The sequence below is a fragment of the Pseudomonas xanthosomatis genome (genome assembly GCF_019139835.1).
Classification (GTDB): Bacteria; Pseudomonadota; Gammaproteobacteria; order Pseudomonadales; family Pseudomonadaceae; genus Aquipseudomonas; species Aquipseudomonas fakonensis.
The window spans coordinates 1200629-1215730 of record NZ_CP077075.1; the positions used below are offsets into that span (position 1 = coordinate 1200629).

Sequence of the window (15102 nt, forward strand, 5' to 3'; positions counted from 1 at the left end):
TCAGGCCGGCACCCCCAGCAGCACGAACGAGGGATGGAACTGCACGCGCACTGCGCTGCCAGCGCCAAGCCCTCGCTCGGCCAGCCAGCCGGCTTCGGCGAAGGCGCACAGGGTCTGGCCGTTGCCCAGGGCCAGGCGCACTTCACTGGGGCCTGAATCGCCGGCCAGCACCTCGTCGATGGTCGCGGCCATGCAGTTGCTGCCTGGCTCGGGCGCCTCGTCCGCACCCAGCAGGTGTACCCAGCCGGCCTTGAGCAAGGCCACCACCGTGGTGCCCAGGGTCAGCCCCAGGCGCTCGGTACTGTCCAGGGTGATCAGGGCTTCGATTTGAAGACCGCCGCCCAAGGCCAGGCTGACGCGATCATGCCGGCCTTCGCGGCGCAGGCCGCTGACCTGCCCTTGCAGCTGGTTGCGCGCACTGGTGCGCAGCATCAGGCGGCCGAGCAGGTCGAGGTCGCTGCTGTGCTCGGCGGCCTCCAGCAGTTCGGTCTGCAACGCTTGCAGGCGCTGGTACAGGCGCAATACCCGTTCACCCTCTGCCGACAACCGTGCGCCACCACCGCCGCGCCCGCCGGTGCTGCGCTCCACCAGCGGCTGCGCGGCCAGGTTGTTGAGCTCGTCGATGGCATCCCAGGCGGCCTTGTAGCTGATGCCGGCGGCCTTGGCGGCGCGGGTGATCGAGCCTTGTTCGGCCACGTGCTGCAGCAGGGCGATGCGCTGCGGGCGGCGGGCGATGTGCTGGGTGAGCAGGGCGGGCAGGGACATGGGCGGGTATCGGGGGTTGTGAAGGTCTGGCGACGTTGCCGCTGGCGGCCTTCCAAGTCAAGCCTGGCCGGGCCTTGGGGTGCGCGCCAGGCAATAGATGTCGACCCGCCGCGCCCCGTGGCGGCGCAGCAGGCTGGCGATGGCTTGGGCGGTGGCGCCGGTGGTCAGCACATCATCGACGATAGCCAGGTGCAGGCCTTTCACCTCGGCCGAGCCTGCCAGGGCGAAGGCGTGGCGCAAGTTGCGCTGCCGGGCCCTGGCGCCCAGAGCCTGCTGGGCCTGGGTGTCGCGGGTGCGTTCGAGCAGGTGTTCGGCGCATCGCAGGTGCAGGCGGCTGGCCAGCCAGCCGGCGAGCATTGCCGCCTGGTTGAAGCCGCGCTGGCGCAGTCGACCTTTGGCCAGCGGTACCGGCAACAGCAAATGCGGGCGCGGCAGGCCTTCGCTGTAATGATGCTCCAGCGCCTGGCCGAGCAGCTCGGCCAGCAGCCTGCCCAGCGGCCATTGGCTGTTGTGCTTGAAGCGGCTGATCAGGGTGTCCACCGGGAACCCGTAGTGCCAGGGCACGATCACTTTGCGGAAGGCCGGCGGGCGGCGCTTGCAGCTGGCGCACAGCAAACCGTCCAGCGCCAGCGGCAGGGCGCAGCGCCGGCATTGTTCGCCAAGCCATGGCAGCTCGTGCTCGCACGCGCTGCACAACGGCCAGGGTTGCCTGGCGGGTTCGTCGCAGAGCAAACAGGTTTGGTTATTATTTATACAGTTGTAAACCTGAGCTTTTGACATTGGTTGACAGTTCATGGGCCTTCCGTGACTATGCGTGCTATCCGTGATGCGCTCGTGGGCTGTTGTTGTCCCGGCGTCAGAAAGACCCTAGATAAGGAAACGCCGATGAGCGCCAGCACAATTGCAACCACACGTCACGACTGGGCCCTGGGCGAGGTCAAGGCGCTGTTCCAGCAGCCGTTCAACGACCTGCTGTTCCAGGCGCAGACCGTGCACCGCGCGCACTTCGACCCCAACCGCGTGCAAGTGTCGACCCTGCTGTCGATCAAGACCGGCGCTTGCCCTGAAGATTGCAAATATTGTCCGCAGTCCGGCCACTACAACACCGGGCTGGAAAAACAGAAGCTGATGGAAGTGCAGAAGGTGCTGGAAGAGGCCGCCCGGGCCAAGGCCATCGGCTCGACCCGTTTCTGCATGGGCGCGGCGTGGAAGCACCCGTCGGCCAAGGACATGCCCTACGTGCTGGAGATGGTCAAAGGGGTCAAGGCCCTGGGCCTTGAAACCTGCATGACCCTGGGCAAGCTCGACCGCGATCAAACCGCGGCGCTGGCCCAGGCGGGCCTGGACTACTACAACCACAACCTCGACACCTCGCCGGACTTCTACACCAGCATCATCACCACCCGCACCTACAGCGAGCGCCTGCAGACCCTGGCCTACGTGCGTGATGCCGGCATGAAGATCTGCTCCGGCGGCATCCTCGGCATGGGCGAGTCGCTGGACGACCGCGCAGGCCTGTTGATCCAGCTGGCCAACCTGCCGGAGCACCCGGAGTCGGTGCCGATCAACATGCTGGTGAAAGTCGCCGGCACGCCGCTTGCCAACGAAGAGGATGTCGACCCGTTCGATTTCATCCGCATGCTGGCCGTGGCCCGTATTCTCATGCCCAAGTCCCACGTGCGGCTGTCGGCCGGCCGCGAGCAGATGAACGAGCAAATGCAGGCCCTGGCCTTCATGGCCGGTGCCAACTCGATCTTCTACGGTGAAAAACTGCTGACCACTGCCAACCCGCAGGCCGACAAGGACATGCAGCTGTTCGCCCGCCTGGGCATCAAGCCCGAGGCCCGTGAAGAGCACGCCGACGAAGTGCACCAGGCGGCCATCGAGCAGGCCCTGGTCGAACAACGCAGCAGCGAGCTGTTCTACGACGCAGCTTCGGCCTGAGGATGGCCTTCGACCTCGCCGCGCGGCTGGCCGAACGGCGCGCCGCCGACCTGTACCGCCAGCGGCCACTGCTCCAGAGCCCGCAGGGGCCCGAGGTGGTGGTCGACGGCAAGCCGCTTTTGGCGTTTTGCAGCAACGACTACCTGGGCCTGGCCAACCACCCCGAAGTGATCAAGGCCTGGCGCGACGGCGCCGAGCGCTGGGGCGTGGGCGGTGGCGCTTCGCACCTGGTGATCGGCCACAGCACCCCGCACCATGCGGTGGAAGAAGCCCTGGCCGAACTGACCGGGCGCCCGCGGGCGCTGTTGTTCTCTACCGGCTACATGGCCAACCTCGGCGCCATCACCGCGCTGGTGGGGCAGGGCGACACGGTGCTGCAAGACCGCCTCAACCATGCCTCGTTGCTGGACGGCGGGCTGCTCAGTGGCGCGCGTTTCAGCCGCTACCTGCACAACGACCCGGCCAGCCTTGCCAGCCGCCTGGACAAGGCGACCGGCAATACCCTGGTGGTTACCGATGGCGTGTTCAGCATGGACGGCGATTGTGCCGACCTGCCGGCGCTGGCTGCGGTTGCCAGGGCGCGGGGTGCCTGGCTGATGGTCGACGACGCCCACGGCCTGGGCACCCTCGGCACCCATGGCGGCGGGCTGGTGGAGCAGCACGGTCTGGGCGTCGATGACGTGCCGGTGCTGATCGGCACCCTGGGCAAGGCCTGTGGTACCTCCGGCGCGTTCGTTGCCGGCAGCGAAGAGCTGATCGAGGCGCTGGTGCAGTTCGCCCGCCCGTACATCTACACCACCAGCCAGCCACCGGCGCTGGCCTGCGCCACGCTCAAGGCGCTGGCGTTGCTGCGCGAAGAGCGCTGGCGCCGCGAGCACCTGACGGCGTTGATTCGCCAGTTCCGCGAAGGTGCGCAGCAGTTGGGGCTGACCCTGATGGACAGCCACACGGCCATCCAGCCGATCCTGATCGGTGATGCCGCGCAGGCCATGGCGCTGTCGCGCATGCTGCGCGAGCGCGGGCTGCTGGTGACCGCCATTCGCCCGCCCACCGTTCCGGCAGGCAGTGCCCGCTTGCGGGTGACCTTGAGCGCGGCCCACAGCGCGGCGCAGGTCCAGCTATTGTTGAATGCATTGGCCGAGTGTTACCCACAACTGGAGTCCGCCGATGCGTAACCGACTGATCCTTCTGCCCGGCTGGGGCCTGGGCACCGCGTCGCTGGAGCCGCTGGCCGCCAGCCTGCGGGCCCAGGACCCGCGCCTGCACATCGACCTGATGCCGCTGCCGGAGCTGGCCGACAGCGACCCTGCCGCCTGGGTCGAGCACCTGGACCGAAAGCTGCCGACCGACGCCTGGCTGGGCGGCTGGTCGCTGGGCGGCATGCTCGCCAGTGCTTTGGCGCACAAGCGCGGCGACCATTGCTGCGGCCTGCTGACCCTGGCCAGCAACCCGAGCTTCGTGGCCCGCGCGGACTGGCCCCACGGCATGGCCCCGGACACCTTTGGCACCTTCCTCGATGGTTGTCGCAGCCACACCCAGGTCACCCTCAAGCGTTTTTGCACCCTGTGCAGCGACGGCGCGCAACAGCCGCGTACCTTGCTGCGCCAGTTGGGCGTAGGCGTGCCGGACACCGACCCGCTGTACCTGGCCTGCGGGCTTGAAGTGCTGGCGGCGCTGGACACGCGCAATGCCCTGGAGCACTACGGCGGCCCGCAGCTGCACTTGTTCGCCGGCAGCGATGCGCTGGTGCCGGCCAGTGCGGCCAAGGCCCTGAGCGACCTGTTGCCCGACGTGGAAGTCGGCCTGGTCGAAGACAGTTCCCACGCCTTCCTGCTGGAATACCCCCAGGAGCTGGCAGCGGGCATCAAGAGTTTCCTGCATGAGAGTGGCGATGACTGACCTTTCCCACCCAACCCTGCCCGGCAGCCTGCCGGACAAGCGCCAGGTGGCGGCTTCCTTCTCCCGCGCGGCGGCCAGCTACGACAGCGTCGCGGCGCTGCAGCGGGCGGTTGGCCTGGCGCTGCTTGGGCAGTTGCCCGATGCGCTGGCGCCTGCGCGCTGGCTCGACATGGGCAGTGGTACAGGGCATTTCAGCCGGGTGTTGGCCGAGCGTTTCAGCAATGCCGAAGGCGTGGCGGTGGATATCGCCGAGGGCATGCTGCGCCATGCCCGCGAACAGGGTGGGGCGCTGCACCATGTGGCGGGGGACGCCGAGCGCTTGCCGCTGCGTGAGGCCAGCATCGACCTGCTGTTCAGCAGCCTGGCGGTACAGTGGTGTGGCCAGTTCGCCAGCGTGCTGGGCGAGGCTCGGCGGGTACTGCGCCCGGGTGGGGTGATGGCCTTCAGCAGCCTGTGCGTCGGCACCCTGGATGAGCTGCGCGCCAGCTGGCAGGCGGTGGATGGCATGGTGCACGTCAACCGCTTCCGGCGTTTTGAGGATTACCAGCGGTTGTGTGCTGAAAGTGGCCTGGAACTGATCGGGCTGCAGTGCCGCCCGCACGTGCTGTACTACCCCGATGTACGCAGCCTGACCCACGAGCTCAAGGCCCTTGGCGCGCACAACCTCAACCCCGGGCGGCCTTCGGGGCTGACCGGGCGCGCGCGCATGCAGGGCCTGTTGCAGGCTTATGAGCAGTTCCGACGGCCCCAGGGCCTGCCGGCCACCTACCAGGTGGTCTATGGTGTGTTGCGCAAACCCATGGCAGAGGGGCTGTGAGATGAGCCAGGCGTATTTTATCGCCGGTACCGACACCGATGTCGGCAAGACCACCATCGCCGCCGGCCTGCTGCGCGCGGCGCGGCTGCAGAACCTCAGCACCCTGGCGGCCAAGCCGGTAGCTTCGGGGTGCGTGAACACGCCCAAAGGGCTGCGCAATAGCGACGCCCTGGCGCTGATCGACGAGAGTTCGGTCAAGCTGGCTTATGAAGAGGTCAACCCCTACGCCTTCGAGCCGGCCATCGCGCCGCACGTGGCTGCCCGTGAGGCGGGGGTGGCGCTGGAGGTGCCGGTACTGCTCAGGGCCATGCAGCATGTGCTGGGCCAGCAGGCTGACTTCACTTTGGTTGAAGGCGCGGGGGGCTGGCGCGTGCCGCTTTCCGGCCACGCCAACCTGTCTGACCTGGCGATTGCCCTGAAACTGCCAGTGATACTGGTGGTGGGGGTGCGGCTGGGGTGCATCAACCATGCGCTGCTCAGTGCCGAGGCCATCGCCCGGGACGGGCTGCAGCTGGCCGGCTGGGTGGCGAACATCGTCGACCCACGCACCTCGCGGCTTGAAGAAAACCTCGCCAGCCTGGCCGAGCGCCTGCCGGCGCCATGCCTGGGGCGGGTGCCGTGGCTGAAGCAGGCCACCGCCGAGGCGGTGGCCGAGCACCTGCAATTGGACCTGCTGGATTAGCAGCGCCTCTGTAGGAGCCGGCAAGCGGGCTCCCGCTGGTATCACTTGTCTCTATTAGCTGGCACAGGGCTATTAGTGATTTAAACGGGCCTTTTGCCCGGCGCCCTGCTTTAATTGCCACTGTTCAATTCATCCAGCGTCACGGAGTACTGACATGGACATCAACACCAGCTCCGCCTTCTACGCGGGCCTCGGTGCCATCCAGGCCGGGCAGAACCGCGTCGATCAGGCCGCCCAGCAGATCGCCAGCAGCACCAGCCAGTCCACCGACTACCAGGCCGAGCGCCTGCGTGGCGTCGACCGCAGCCAGCAGATGGACCTTGCCACCAGCACCGTCGAACTGGCGTTGGGCAAGCAGGAAGTCGAGCTGGGTGTGAAAGTCGCCAAGGCATCCGACGAACTGCTCGGTCGGTTCATCGACACCTACGCCTGATTCAAGCCGTTACCACTCGCGGGGCGAGCCCGCCCCCATGCCTGCCTTGCTGCAGTTGCGTGGGAGCAGGCTTGCCCCGCGATGCTTTTGGCTGGAAGTGGCATAAATGCCATGTTCGGCGGCGTAAATGTCGCTATTCCCTCTCCTTGACAAGACTGCCCCCTAAACGTAAGTTTCAAACAACTGTTTGACCGAAAGCCACCAAGAGCTGGTCGGTATCCGCGGTCTCCCTACCGAACTCATCACAGAGGTTCATCGCAATGCCTGATTACAAAGCCCCCTTGCGTGATATCCGCTTCGTCCGCGACGAACTGCTCGGCTATGAGGCGCACTATCAGAGCCTGCCGGGCTGCCAGGACGCAACGCCGGACATGGTCGATGCGATCCTCGAAGAAGGCGCGAAATTCTGTGAGCAGGTGCTGGCACCGCTGAACCGCGTCGGCGACCAGGAAGGCTGCACCTGGAGCGAGTCTGGCGTGAAGACCCCGACCGGCTTCAAGCAAGCCTACGAGCAGTTCGTTGAAGGTGGCTGGCCGAGCCTGGCCCATGACGTCGAACACGGCGGCCAGGGCCTGCCGGAGTCGCTGGGCCTGGCCCTGAGCGAAATGGTCGGCGAGTCGAACTGGTCGTGGGGCATGTACCCGGGCCTGTCCCATGGCGCGATGAACACCATCTCCGCCCACGGTACCCCTGAGCAACAGCACACCTACCTGACCAAACTGGTATCGGGTGAGTGGACCGGCACCATGTGCCTGACCGAGCCGCACTGCGGCACCGACCTAGGCATGCTGCGCACCAAGGCCGAACCCCAGGCCGACGGCAGCTACAAGGTGTCCGGCACCAAGATCTTCATCTCGGCCGGTGAGCACGACATGGCCGACAACATCGTCCACATCGTCCTGGCCCGCCTGCCCGATGCACCGGCCGGCACCAAAGGCATTTCGCTGTTCATCGTGCCGAAGTTCCTGCCCAACGCCGAAGGCGGCGTGGGCGAGCGCAACGGCGTGAGCTGCGGCTCCATCGAGCACAAGATGGGCATCCACGGCAACGCCACCTGCGTGATGAACTTCGACGCCGCCACCGGCTACCTGATCGGCCCGGCCAACAAGGGCCTGAACTGCATGTTCACCTTCATGAACACTGCACGCCTGGGTACCGCGCTGCAGGGCCTGGCCCACGCTGAAGTGGCCTTCCAGGGTGGCCTGAAGTACGCCCGCGAGCGCCTGCAGATGCGCGCCCTGACCGGCCCGAAAGCCCCGGACAAGGCCGCCGACCCGATCATCGTCCACCCGGACGTGCGCCGCATGCTGCTGACCATGAAAGCCTTCGCCGAAGGCAACCGCGCGATGGTGTACTTCACCGCCAAGCAGGTGGACATCGTCAAGTACAGCCAGGACGAAGAAGAGCGCAAGAAGGCTGACGCCCTGCTGGCGTTCCTCACCCCGATCGCCAAGGCGTTCATGACCGAAGTCGGTTTCGAGTCCGCCAACCATGGCGTGCAGATTTACGGTGGCCACGGTTTCATTGCCGAGTGGGGCATGGAGCAGAACGTGCGCGACAGCCGTATCTCGATGCTGTACGAAGGCACCACCGGCATTCAGGCCCTCGACCTGCTGGGCCGCAAGGTGCTGATGACCCAGGGCGAGGCGCTCAAGGGCTTCACCAAGATCGTGCACAAGTTCTGCCAGGGCCAGGAAGGCAACGAAGCCACCCGTGAGTTCGTCGAGCCGCTGGCCGCGATCAACAAGGAGTGGGGCGAGCTGACCATGAAGATCGGCATGGCCGCCATGAAGGACCGCGAAGAAGTCGGCGCGGCGTCGGTGGACTACCTGATGTACTCGGGTTACGCCTGCCTTGCCTACTTCTGGGCCGACATCGCCCGCCTGGCCGCCGAGAAGCTGGCTGCCGGCACCAGCGAAGAGGCGTTCTACACCGCCAAGCTGCAGACCGCGCGCTTCTACTTCCAGCGCATCCTGCCGCGCACCCGCACCCACGTGGCGAGCATGCTGTCGGGCGCCGACAACCTGATGGCGATGAAGGACGAAGACTTCGGTCTGTCCTACTGAGCCTGACGGCTGTACAGAAAACCGCCTGCCCTCACCGGCAGGCGGTTTTTTTGCTTTGGGCACTGGGGCGTGGAGCAACTGTCTTGTGCTGCCTGCGCTGGCCTCATCGCCGGCAAGCCGGCTCTCATAGAACAAACTAGAACTCATTGATTTAACACGGTCCCTGTGGGAAGCGGCCTTGTGTCGCGATGGGGCGCGAAGCGGCCCCAAGGCCTCGACCTCATGCGAAATTGCCGGGGCTGCTGCGCAGCCCATCGCGACACAAGGCCGCTTCCCACAAGGGCCGTGGCGCATCTGCGAGACCAGTTCTCTGCGCGACAGCGCAGCCCGCAGGGCTGCTCCCTACCCTCTGCAACATGAAATATGTGCCAGCCCGACGCATCCGGTAACGATCACCCCTCAAGCATCCCGCCCGACCTGCCGTTAAACCGACGTCAAAATTTATCTATTCATGTGCGCTGCCGATGAAGTAAGGGCACAATGCCATTATTGATCTGCCGGGTCGGAGATTACCCTTGTTTCGTTTATCCGCTGTACGCCCGAGCCACTTCCTGCCTTCGCTGTTGCTGTTGGTGGCGGGGCTTGCCGCAGCCTATGTAAGAGACCTCAGCGTCTTCTTCACTTCACTGTTCAACGTGCTGCCAACCTTGGTGCTGCTGCTCGGCGGCGCCTATTGCGCGGTGTACCGTCGCCAGCGCGAGCTGTTCTTGATGGTCACGGTGTACATCGCCTATTTTTTGCTCGACACCCAGACCGACTATTACCGCGACAACGGCCGGGTGCGCGAGGACGCGGCGGTGATCTTCCACCTGGTGTGCCTGCTGTTGCCGGCGCTGTTCGGCTTGTACGCGGCCTGGCAGGAGCGCACCCACCTGGCTCAGGACATGCTCGCCCGCTTTGCCGTGCTGTTCGCCGTGGGCAGCGTGGCGGTAGCGCTGGAGCAGAGTTTCCCGGAGGCGCTGCTGGGCTGGCTGGCGGAGATCCGCTGGCCGTCGCTGCATGGCCAGTGGATGAGCCTGATCCAGTTGGCCTACCCGTTGTTTCTGGTGGTATTCATCCTGCTGGTGGTGCAGTACCTGCGTGAGCCGCGGCCACTGCATGCGGCGCAGGTCATCGGCCTGCTTGGCATCTTCTGGATGCTGCCCAAAACGTTCATTCTGCCGTTCACCCTGAACATCATGTGCAGCCAGGTGATGCTGATGATCGCCGCCGCGGTGTCCCACGAGGCTTATCAGATGGCCTTCCGCGACGAGTTGACCGGCCTGCCGGGCCGGCGTGCGCTGAACGAGCGCATGCAGCGCCTGGGGCGCAACTACGTGATCGCCATGACCGACGTCGACCACTTCAAGAAATTCAACGACACCCATGGCCATGATGTCGGCGACCAGGTGCTGCGCCTGGTCGCCAGCCGGCTGTCCAAGGTGACCGGGGGCGGGCGCGCCTACCGCTACGGTGGTGAGGAGTTCGCCTTGGTGTTCGCCGGCAAGACCATCGAGGAATGCCTGCCGCACCTGGAAGCGGTGCGCGAAATGATCGCCAACTACGCCATTCAGCTGCGCGACCAGAACAGCCGCCCGCAGGATGATTCGGCCGGGCGCCAGCGGCGTAATGGCAGCGCCAACACCACGGTGTCGGTGACCATCAGTATCGGGGTGGCCGAACGGCTGGTGGATCACCGCAACCCTGAAGAGGTGCTCAAGTCTGCCGACCAGGCGCTGTACAGCGCCAAGGGCGCCGGGCGCAACTGCGTGATGGCCTACGGTCAGCAATCACGCCGTGGAGCCGTTCGCATGGCGTGACTGTGGCTGACTATTCAGTCGAATGATGACCCTATGTCTCGTAAAAGTTGTTCGGTTACACTGCTTCCAACCCAGTGCCGCGGTCCTGCCGGACCGCCCCGACCCTTATAGCGAGAGGTTGTCATGGCTGACTATAAAGCGCCCCTGCGCGATATGCGCTTCGTCCTCAACGAAGTCTTCAACGTGGCCGAACTCTGGTCGCAACTGCCGGGCCTTGCCGAGGTGGTGGACGCCGATACCGCCATGGCCGTGCTCGAGGAGGCCGGCAAGGTCACCAGCAAGAGCATCGCCCCGCTGAGCCGCGCCGCCGACGAAGAAGGTTGCCACTGGGACAACGGCGCAGTGCGCACCCCGGCAGGCTTCATCGAGGCCTACAACACCTACGCCGAAGGCGGCTGGGTGGGTGTTGGCGGCGACCCGCAGTTCGGTGGCATGGGCATGCCCAAGGCCATCTCGGCGCAGGTCGAGGAAATGGTCAACGCCTCCAGCCTGGCCTTCGGCCTGTACCCGATGCTCACCGCCGGCGCCTGCCTGTCGATAAACGCCCACGCCAGTGAAGCGCTGAAGGAGCAATACCTGCCGAACATGTACGCCGGCGTCTGGGCCGGGTCCATGTGCCTGACCGAACCCCACGCCGGCACCGACCTGGGCATCATCCGCACCAAGGCCGAACCCCAGGCCGACGGCAGCTACAAGGTCAGCGGCACCAAGATCTTCATAACCGGCGGCGAACACGACCTTACCGAGAACATCATCCACCTGGTGCTGGCCAAGCTACCCGACGCCCCGGCGGGCCCCAAGGGCATCTCGCTGTTTCTGGTGCCCAAGTTCCTGGTCAACGCCGACGGCAGCCTGGGTGCGCGCAACCCGGCGACCTGCGGCTCGATTGAACACAAGATGGGCATCCAGGCTTCGGCCACCTGCGTGATGAACTTCGACGAGGCGGTGGGTTACATCGTCGGTGAGCCGAACAAGGGCCTTGCGGCCATGTTCACCATGATGAACTACGAGCGCCTGGGGGTCGGCATTCAGGGCCTGGCCTCGGCCGAGCGCTCCTACCAGAACGCCGTGGAGTACGCCCGCGACCGCTTGCAGAGCCGTGCCCCGACCGGCCCGCAGGCCAAGGACAAGGTCGCCGACCCGATCATCGTCCACCCCGACGTGCGGCGCATGCTGCTGACCATGAAAGCCCTGATCGAGGGCGGCCGGGCGTTTTCCACCTACGTGGCGATGCAACTGGACAGCGCCAAATACAGCGAAGACCCGGCCACCCGCAAGCGCAGCGAAGAGCTGGTGGCATTGCTGACCCCGGTGGCCAAGGCGTTCCTCACCGACCTGGGCCTGGAATGCACCGTGCACGGCCAGCAGGTATTCGGCGGCCATGGTTACATCCGTGAATGGGGCCAGGAGCAACTGGTGCGCGATGTACGCATCACCCAGATCTACGAAGGCACCAACGGTATCCAGGCCCTGGACCTGGTGGGGCGCAAGGTGGTGGCCAGCGGCGGTGCGTATTACAAGCTGTTCGCCGATGAGATCCGCCAGTTCATCGCCAGTGCCGGTGCCGAGCAGGGCGAGTTCACCCAGCCGCTGGAGCAGGCGCTGGGCCAGCTTGACGAGCTGACCGATTGGGTGCTGCACAAGGCTAAGGGTAACCCTGATGAGATCGGAGCGGCTTCGGTGGAGTATCTGCACGCCTTCGGTTATGTGGCATATGCCTACATGTGGGCGCTGATGGCCCGGGCGGCGCAGGCCGGTGAGGGCGATGAAGAGTTCTATGGCGCCAAGCTTGGTACTGCGCGGTTCTACTTTGCACGCCTGCTGCCGCGGGTACAGTCGCTGGTGACGTCGGTAAAAGCCGGGAGCGAGTCGCTTTACCTGCTGGATGCTGCGCAGTTCTGAGGACGTAAACACCGTTGGTAAGCCGGTTCCTACAGGCGAGTGCAGCCTTGTCGCAGCCGGCTTGCCGGCGATGCTGTCGGGGCTCAGGGAATGTATGAGAACACCACGTCCGTGTAAGCTTTTTCCTACATTACGCGGTGACTTTTCTCCTCTTTCCTACAATTGGATCCACGGTTACTCTTTCTTACATGGACGGAGCGCAGGAAGCGCAATGGACAGAACAGGGACACACGTAGGATTTCCTGCCAGGACGGCGGGGCGAAAGGGATGTCACAAGGGAAACAGTCTGGGAAACCCCGCTTCGGCGGGGTTTTCTTTGTGCGCGTGTTTTAGCCCAGCACATCCAGCGGCGAGCCGGTGGGCTGGCGCGGCTCGGTTTCTGCCTCCAGCAGCGTGCGCAGCAGCTCCACCGAAGCCTGCTGGCGCTGGGCATCACGAAACACCAGCCCGACCTTGAGCGGCACCCGCGGCTCGCTCAGCGGCTTCCACAAAAGCTCATGGTCATCCTCGGCGGCATCCTTGGCCCGCCCGGGCAAAATCGTCGCCAGCGAGGTGTGCGCCAGGCTGTCGAGAATCCCCGCCATGTTGTTCATCTCGGCTTGCACCTGTGGCCTGCGGCCCTGGTTGGCCAGCTGTTCTTTCCAGATCTGGCGGATCTGGAACTCCTCACCCAGCATCAGCATCGGCAGCTCAGCGGCCTGGCGAATCGAGACCTTCTTGAAGTCCTTCAGCGGGTGGGTATTGGGGATGACAAGTTGCAGTTCGTCTTCGTACAGCAGCAGGCCGTGCAGGCCTGGCTGGCGTGGCGGCAGGTAGCTGATGCCGATGTCCAGGTTGCCGTTGAGCAGGCGCCGTTCGATCTCCAGCCCCGACAGTTCATAGATTTGCACCACCAGGTGCGGCTGGGCCTTGCGTACCCGCTCGAGCAACTGCGGCACCAGGCTCGGGCGTACGGTTTGCAGCACGCCGATGGCCAGGGTGCGCAGGGCCTGGCCCTTGAAGTTGCGCATGGCCTCGTGGGCCCGTTGCAGGCCGTCGAGCAGCGGCTGGGCGTGGTTGTACAGGGTGTGGGCGGCCAGGGTTGGCAGCAGGCGCTTGTTGCTGCGCTCGAACAGGCTCAGGTCGAGGCTGTGCTCGAGCTGGCGGATCTGCTGCGACAGGGCCGGCTGCGACAGTGAAAGGCGTTCGGCGGCGCGGCCCACATGGCCTTCTTCATAGACCGCGACGAAATAGCGCAGTTGGCGAAAATCCATAAGTATTACTTATTGAAAAAGCTGTTAAAACGAAATGGCCCGCACGGCCGTTGAAGCCTAGTCTAGCGCCGTACTACAGCAGGTTACAGCGCTGCACAGCGTGATTGTTACCCCGCATGAAAAACACTTTTGATAGGCAAGGCAAAATAACCACCTGGCGCTCGACCGGGGGGCCTTGACCGCCGCTGACCGTGATTGGCTGGAGCCCCGATGAACCTGTTCAAGCTGCGCCGCCCGGCGCCTGCCGCTGCCGAGCCCAAGCCTGCCCCGGCCGTGGCCGCCGCGCAGCCTTCCGGCCAGCGGCTGATGCCTGGTGCTCAGCAGGCACCGCACGTGTTCGTGCGTGGCCAAGGCTCCTGGCTGTGGGACAACGCTGGCCACGCCTACCTGGACTTCAGCCAGGGCTGTGCGGTCAACAGCCTCGGCCATAGCCCGAGCGTGCTGGTCAAGGCGCTGGCCAGCCAGGCCCAGGCGCTGATCAACCCCGGTGCAGGCTTTGCCAGCCATGCCCTGCTGGGCCTGGCCGAGCGCTTGTGCCAAAGCACTGGCAGCGACCAGGCCTACCTGCTCAACAGCGGCTCCGAAGCCTGCGAGGGGGCGATCCGCCTGGCGCGCAAGTGGGGCCAGCTGCACCGAGGCGGCGCCTATCACATCATCACCGCCAGCCAGGCCTGCCATGGCCGCAGCCTGGGTGCGCTGTCGGCGTCCGACCCGCTGCCGTGCAACCGCTGCGAACCGGGCCTGCCAGGTTTCAGCAAGGTGCCGTTCAACGACCTGGCGGCGCTGCATGCCGAGGTCGACTCGCGCACCGTGGCGATCATGCTCGAACCGATCCAGGGCGCGGCCGGGGTGATCCCGGCCACCCGCGAGTACCTGCAAGGGGTGCAGCAGTTGTGCCGTGAACTGGGCATCCTGCTGATCCTCGATGAAGTGCAGACCGGGGCAGGGCGCTGCGGTGCACTGCTGGCAGAAGAAACCTACGGCGTGCGCGCTGACATCATCACCCTGGGCAAGGGCCTGGGCGGCGGGGTGCCCCTGGCGGCGCTGCTGGCCCGTGGCAGCGCCTGCTGCGCCGAGCCCGGCGAGCTGCAGGGCAGCCACCATGGCAACGCACTGATGAGCGCGGCGGGCCTGGCAGTGCTGGACACCGTGCTGGCGCCGGGCTTCTTCGAGCAGGTGCAGGACAACGGGCGCCACCTGCGTGACGGCCTCAGCCGCCTGGCGGGCCGTTACGGCCAGGGCGAGGTGCGTGGGCAAGGTTTGCTGTGGGCCATGCAACTGCGCGAAAACGATGCCCAGGCGCTGCTGGCCGAGGCCCTGCACGAGGGGCTGCTGCTCAGCGCACCGCAGGCCGACGTGCTGCGGTTTTCGCCGGCGCTGACGGTCAGTCGGGGCAGCATCGACGAGATGCTGCTGCGCCTGGCCCGGGCCTTCGCCCGCCTGCATGCCCGGCAACACGACCGCCAAGCGGTGACCGCCTGACAGGGCACCCCGGCAACTGAATTTTCAACGAACCGTCTCGCGTTTCTGCGCACCGCCCCT

13 protein-coding genes are annotated in these 15102 nt (G+C 65.6%); 10 read left to right on the plus strand and 3 right to left on the minus strand.

Going from position 1 to position 15102, the window contains the following annotated elements:
* Positions 1 to 765 (minus strand): TOBE domain-containing protein, encoded by a 765-nt coding sequence (locus tag KSS93_RS05195; RefSeq protein WP_217887436.1) that lies wholly within the window; start codon positions 763 to 765, stop codon positions 1 to 3.
* A 57-nt stretch (positions 766 to 822) separates the two neighbouring features.
* Positions 823 to 1560 carry a ComFC family protein gene (locus KSS93_RS05200; RefSeq protein ID WP_217887437.1) on the minus strand — a complete coding sequence of 246 codons (738 nt, stop codon included), beginning with the start codon at positions 1558 to 1560 and terminating at the stop codon, positions 823 to 825.
* A gap of 90 nt (positions 1561 to 1650) precedes the next feature.
* Here KSS93_RS05200 and bioB point away from each other — a divergent pair, with 90 nt between their 5' ends.
* The 9 genes from bioB to KSS93_RS05245 all read left to right on the plus strand — a co-directional run bounded on the left by bioB (position 1651) and on the right by KSS93_RS05245 (position 12307).
* Positions 1651 to 2709: a biotin synthase BioB gene (gene bioB, locus KSS93_RS05205; RefSeq protein WP_217887438.1), complete on the plus strand. Its 1059-nt coding sequence runs from the start codon at positions 1651 to 1653 to the stop codon at positions 2707 to 2709.
* A gap of 2 nt (positions 2710 to 2711) precedes the next feature.
* On the plus strand, positions 2712 to 3884 hold the full coding sequence (bioF, locus tag KSS93_RS05210) for an 8-amino-7-oxononanoate synthase (protein WP_217887439.1): 1173 nt from the start codon (positions 2712 to 2714) through the stop codon (positions 3882 to 3884).
* Entirely contained in the window at positions 3877 to 4608 is a 732-nt protein-coding gene (locus KSS93_RS05215; protein ID WP_217887440.1) for an alpha/beta fold hydrolase, read from the plus strand. The genes bioF and KSS93_RS05215 overlap by 8 nt, the downstream gene beginning before the upstream one ends.
* Positions 4601 to 5425, plus strand: a complete 825-nt coding sequence (bioC, locus tag KSS93_RS05220) for a malonyl-ACP O-methyltransferase BioC (protein ID WP_217887441.1) — start codon at positions 4601 to 4603, stop codon at positions 5423 to 5425. Before KSS93_RS05215 ends, bioC begins: the two co-directional genes overlap by 8 nt.
* A gap of 1 nt (position 5426) precedes the next feature.
* Entirely contained in the window at positions 5427 to 6107 is a 681-nt protein-coding gene (gene bioD / locus KSS93_RS05225) for a dethiobiotin synthase (RefSeq protein ID WP_217887442.1), read from the plus strand.
* A gap of 154 nt (positions 6108 to 6261) precedes the next feature.
* Positions 6262 to 6540, plus strand: coding sequence for a pyrroloquinoline quinone biosynthesis protein PqqE (locus KSS93_RS05230; RefSeq protein WP_217841462.1), 279 nt, complete (start codon positions 6262 to 6264; stop codon positions 6538 to 6540).
* A gap of 260 nt (positions 6541 to 6800) precedes the next feature.
* A complete protein-coding gene (locus KSS93_RS05235; protein ID WP_217887443.1) occupies positions 6801 to 8606 on the plus strand; it encodes a phenylacyl-CoA dehydrogenase in 1806 nt (601 codons plus the stop codon).
* Positions 8607 to 9121: 515 nt separating this feature from the next.
* Entirely contained in the window at positions 9122 to 10405 is a 1284-nt protein-coding gene (locus KSS93_RS05240; protein WP_217887444.1) for a GGDEF domain-containing protein, read from the plus strand.
* A gap of 123 nt (positions 10406 to 10528) precedes the next feature.
* Complete coding sequence (locus KSS93_RS05245; protein WP_217887445.1) at positions 10529 to 12307, plus strand: acyl-CoA dehydrogenase C-terminal domain-containing protein; 1779 nt, start codon at positions 10529 to 10531, stop codon at positions 12305 to 12307.
* A gap of 329 nt (positions 12308 to 12636) precedes the next feature.
* Here KSS93_RS05245 and KSS93_RS05250 read toward each other — a convergent pair whose 3' ends face one another.
* Entirely contained in the window at positions 12637 to 13560 is a 924-nt protein-coding gene (locus KSS93_RS05250; protein WP_217887446.1) for a LysR family transcriptional regulator, read from the minus strand.
* A 210-nt stretch (positions 13561 to 13770) separates the two neighbouring features.
* On the opposite strand from KSS93_RS05250, the gene KSS93_RS05255 reads away from it, so the two are divergent.
* A complete protein-coding gene (locus KSS93_RS05255) occupies positions 13771 to 15042 on the plus strand; it encodes an aspartate aminotransferase family protein (protein WP_217887447.1) in 1272 nt (423 codons plus the stop codon).
* Positions 15043 to 15102: the final 60 nt, after the last annotated feature.

Bases quoted from the DNA above. Each gene is read 5' to 3' on its own strand.
- bioC (WP_217887441.1), top strand. From the start codon at position 4,601: ATGACTGACCTTTCCCACCCAACCCTGCCCGGCAGCCTGCCGGACAAG.
- KSS93_RS05235 (WP_217887443.1), top strand. From the start codon at position 6,801: ATGCCTGATTACAAAGCCCCCTTGCGTGATATCCGCTTCGTCCGCGAC.
- KSS93_RS05255 (WP_217887447.1), top strand. From the start codon at position 13,771: ATGAACCTGTTCAAGCTGCGCCGCCCGGCGCCTGCCGCTGCCGAGCCC.
- bioD (WP_217887442.1), top strand. From the start codon at position 5,427: ATGAGCCAGGCGTATTTTATCGCCGGTACCGACACCGATGTCGGCAAG.
- KSS93_RS05245 (WP_217887445.1), top strand. From the start codon at position 10,529: ATGGCTGACTATAAAGCGCCCCTGCGCGATATGCGCTTCGTCCTCAAC.
- KSS93_RS05215 (WP_217887440.1), top strand. From the start codon at position 3,877: ATGCGTAACCGACTGATCCTTCTGCCCGGCTGGGGCCTGGGCACCGCG.
- bioF (WP_217887439.1), top strand. From the start codon at position 2,712: ATGGCCTTCGACCTCGCCGCGCGGCTGGCCGAACGGCGCGCCGCCGAC.
- KSS93_RS05230 (WP_217841462.1), top strand. From the start codon at position 6,262: ATGGACATCAACACCAGCTCCGCCTTCTACGCGGGCCTCGGTGCCATC.
- bioB (WP_217887438.1), top strand. From the start codon at position 1,651: ATGAGCGCCAGCACAATTGCAACCACACGTCACGACTGGGCCCTGGGC.
- KSS93_RS05200 (WP_217887437.1), bottom strand. From the start codon at position 1,560: ATGAACTGTCAACCAATGTCAAAAGCTCAGGTTTACAACTGTATAAAT.
- KSS93_RS05195 (WP_217887436.1), bottom strand. From the start codon at position 765: ATGTCCCTGCCCGCCCTGCTCACCCAGCACATCGCCCGCCGCCCGCAG.
- KSS93_RS05250 (WP_217887446.1), bottom strand. From the start codon at position 13,560: ATGGATTTTCGCCAACTGCGCTATTTCGTCGCGGTCTATGAAGAAGGC.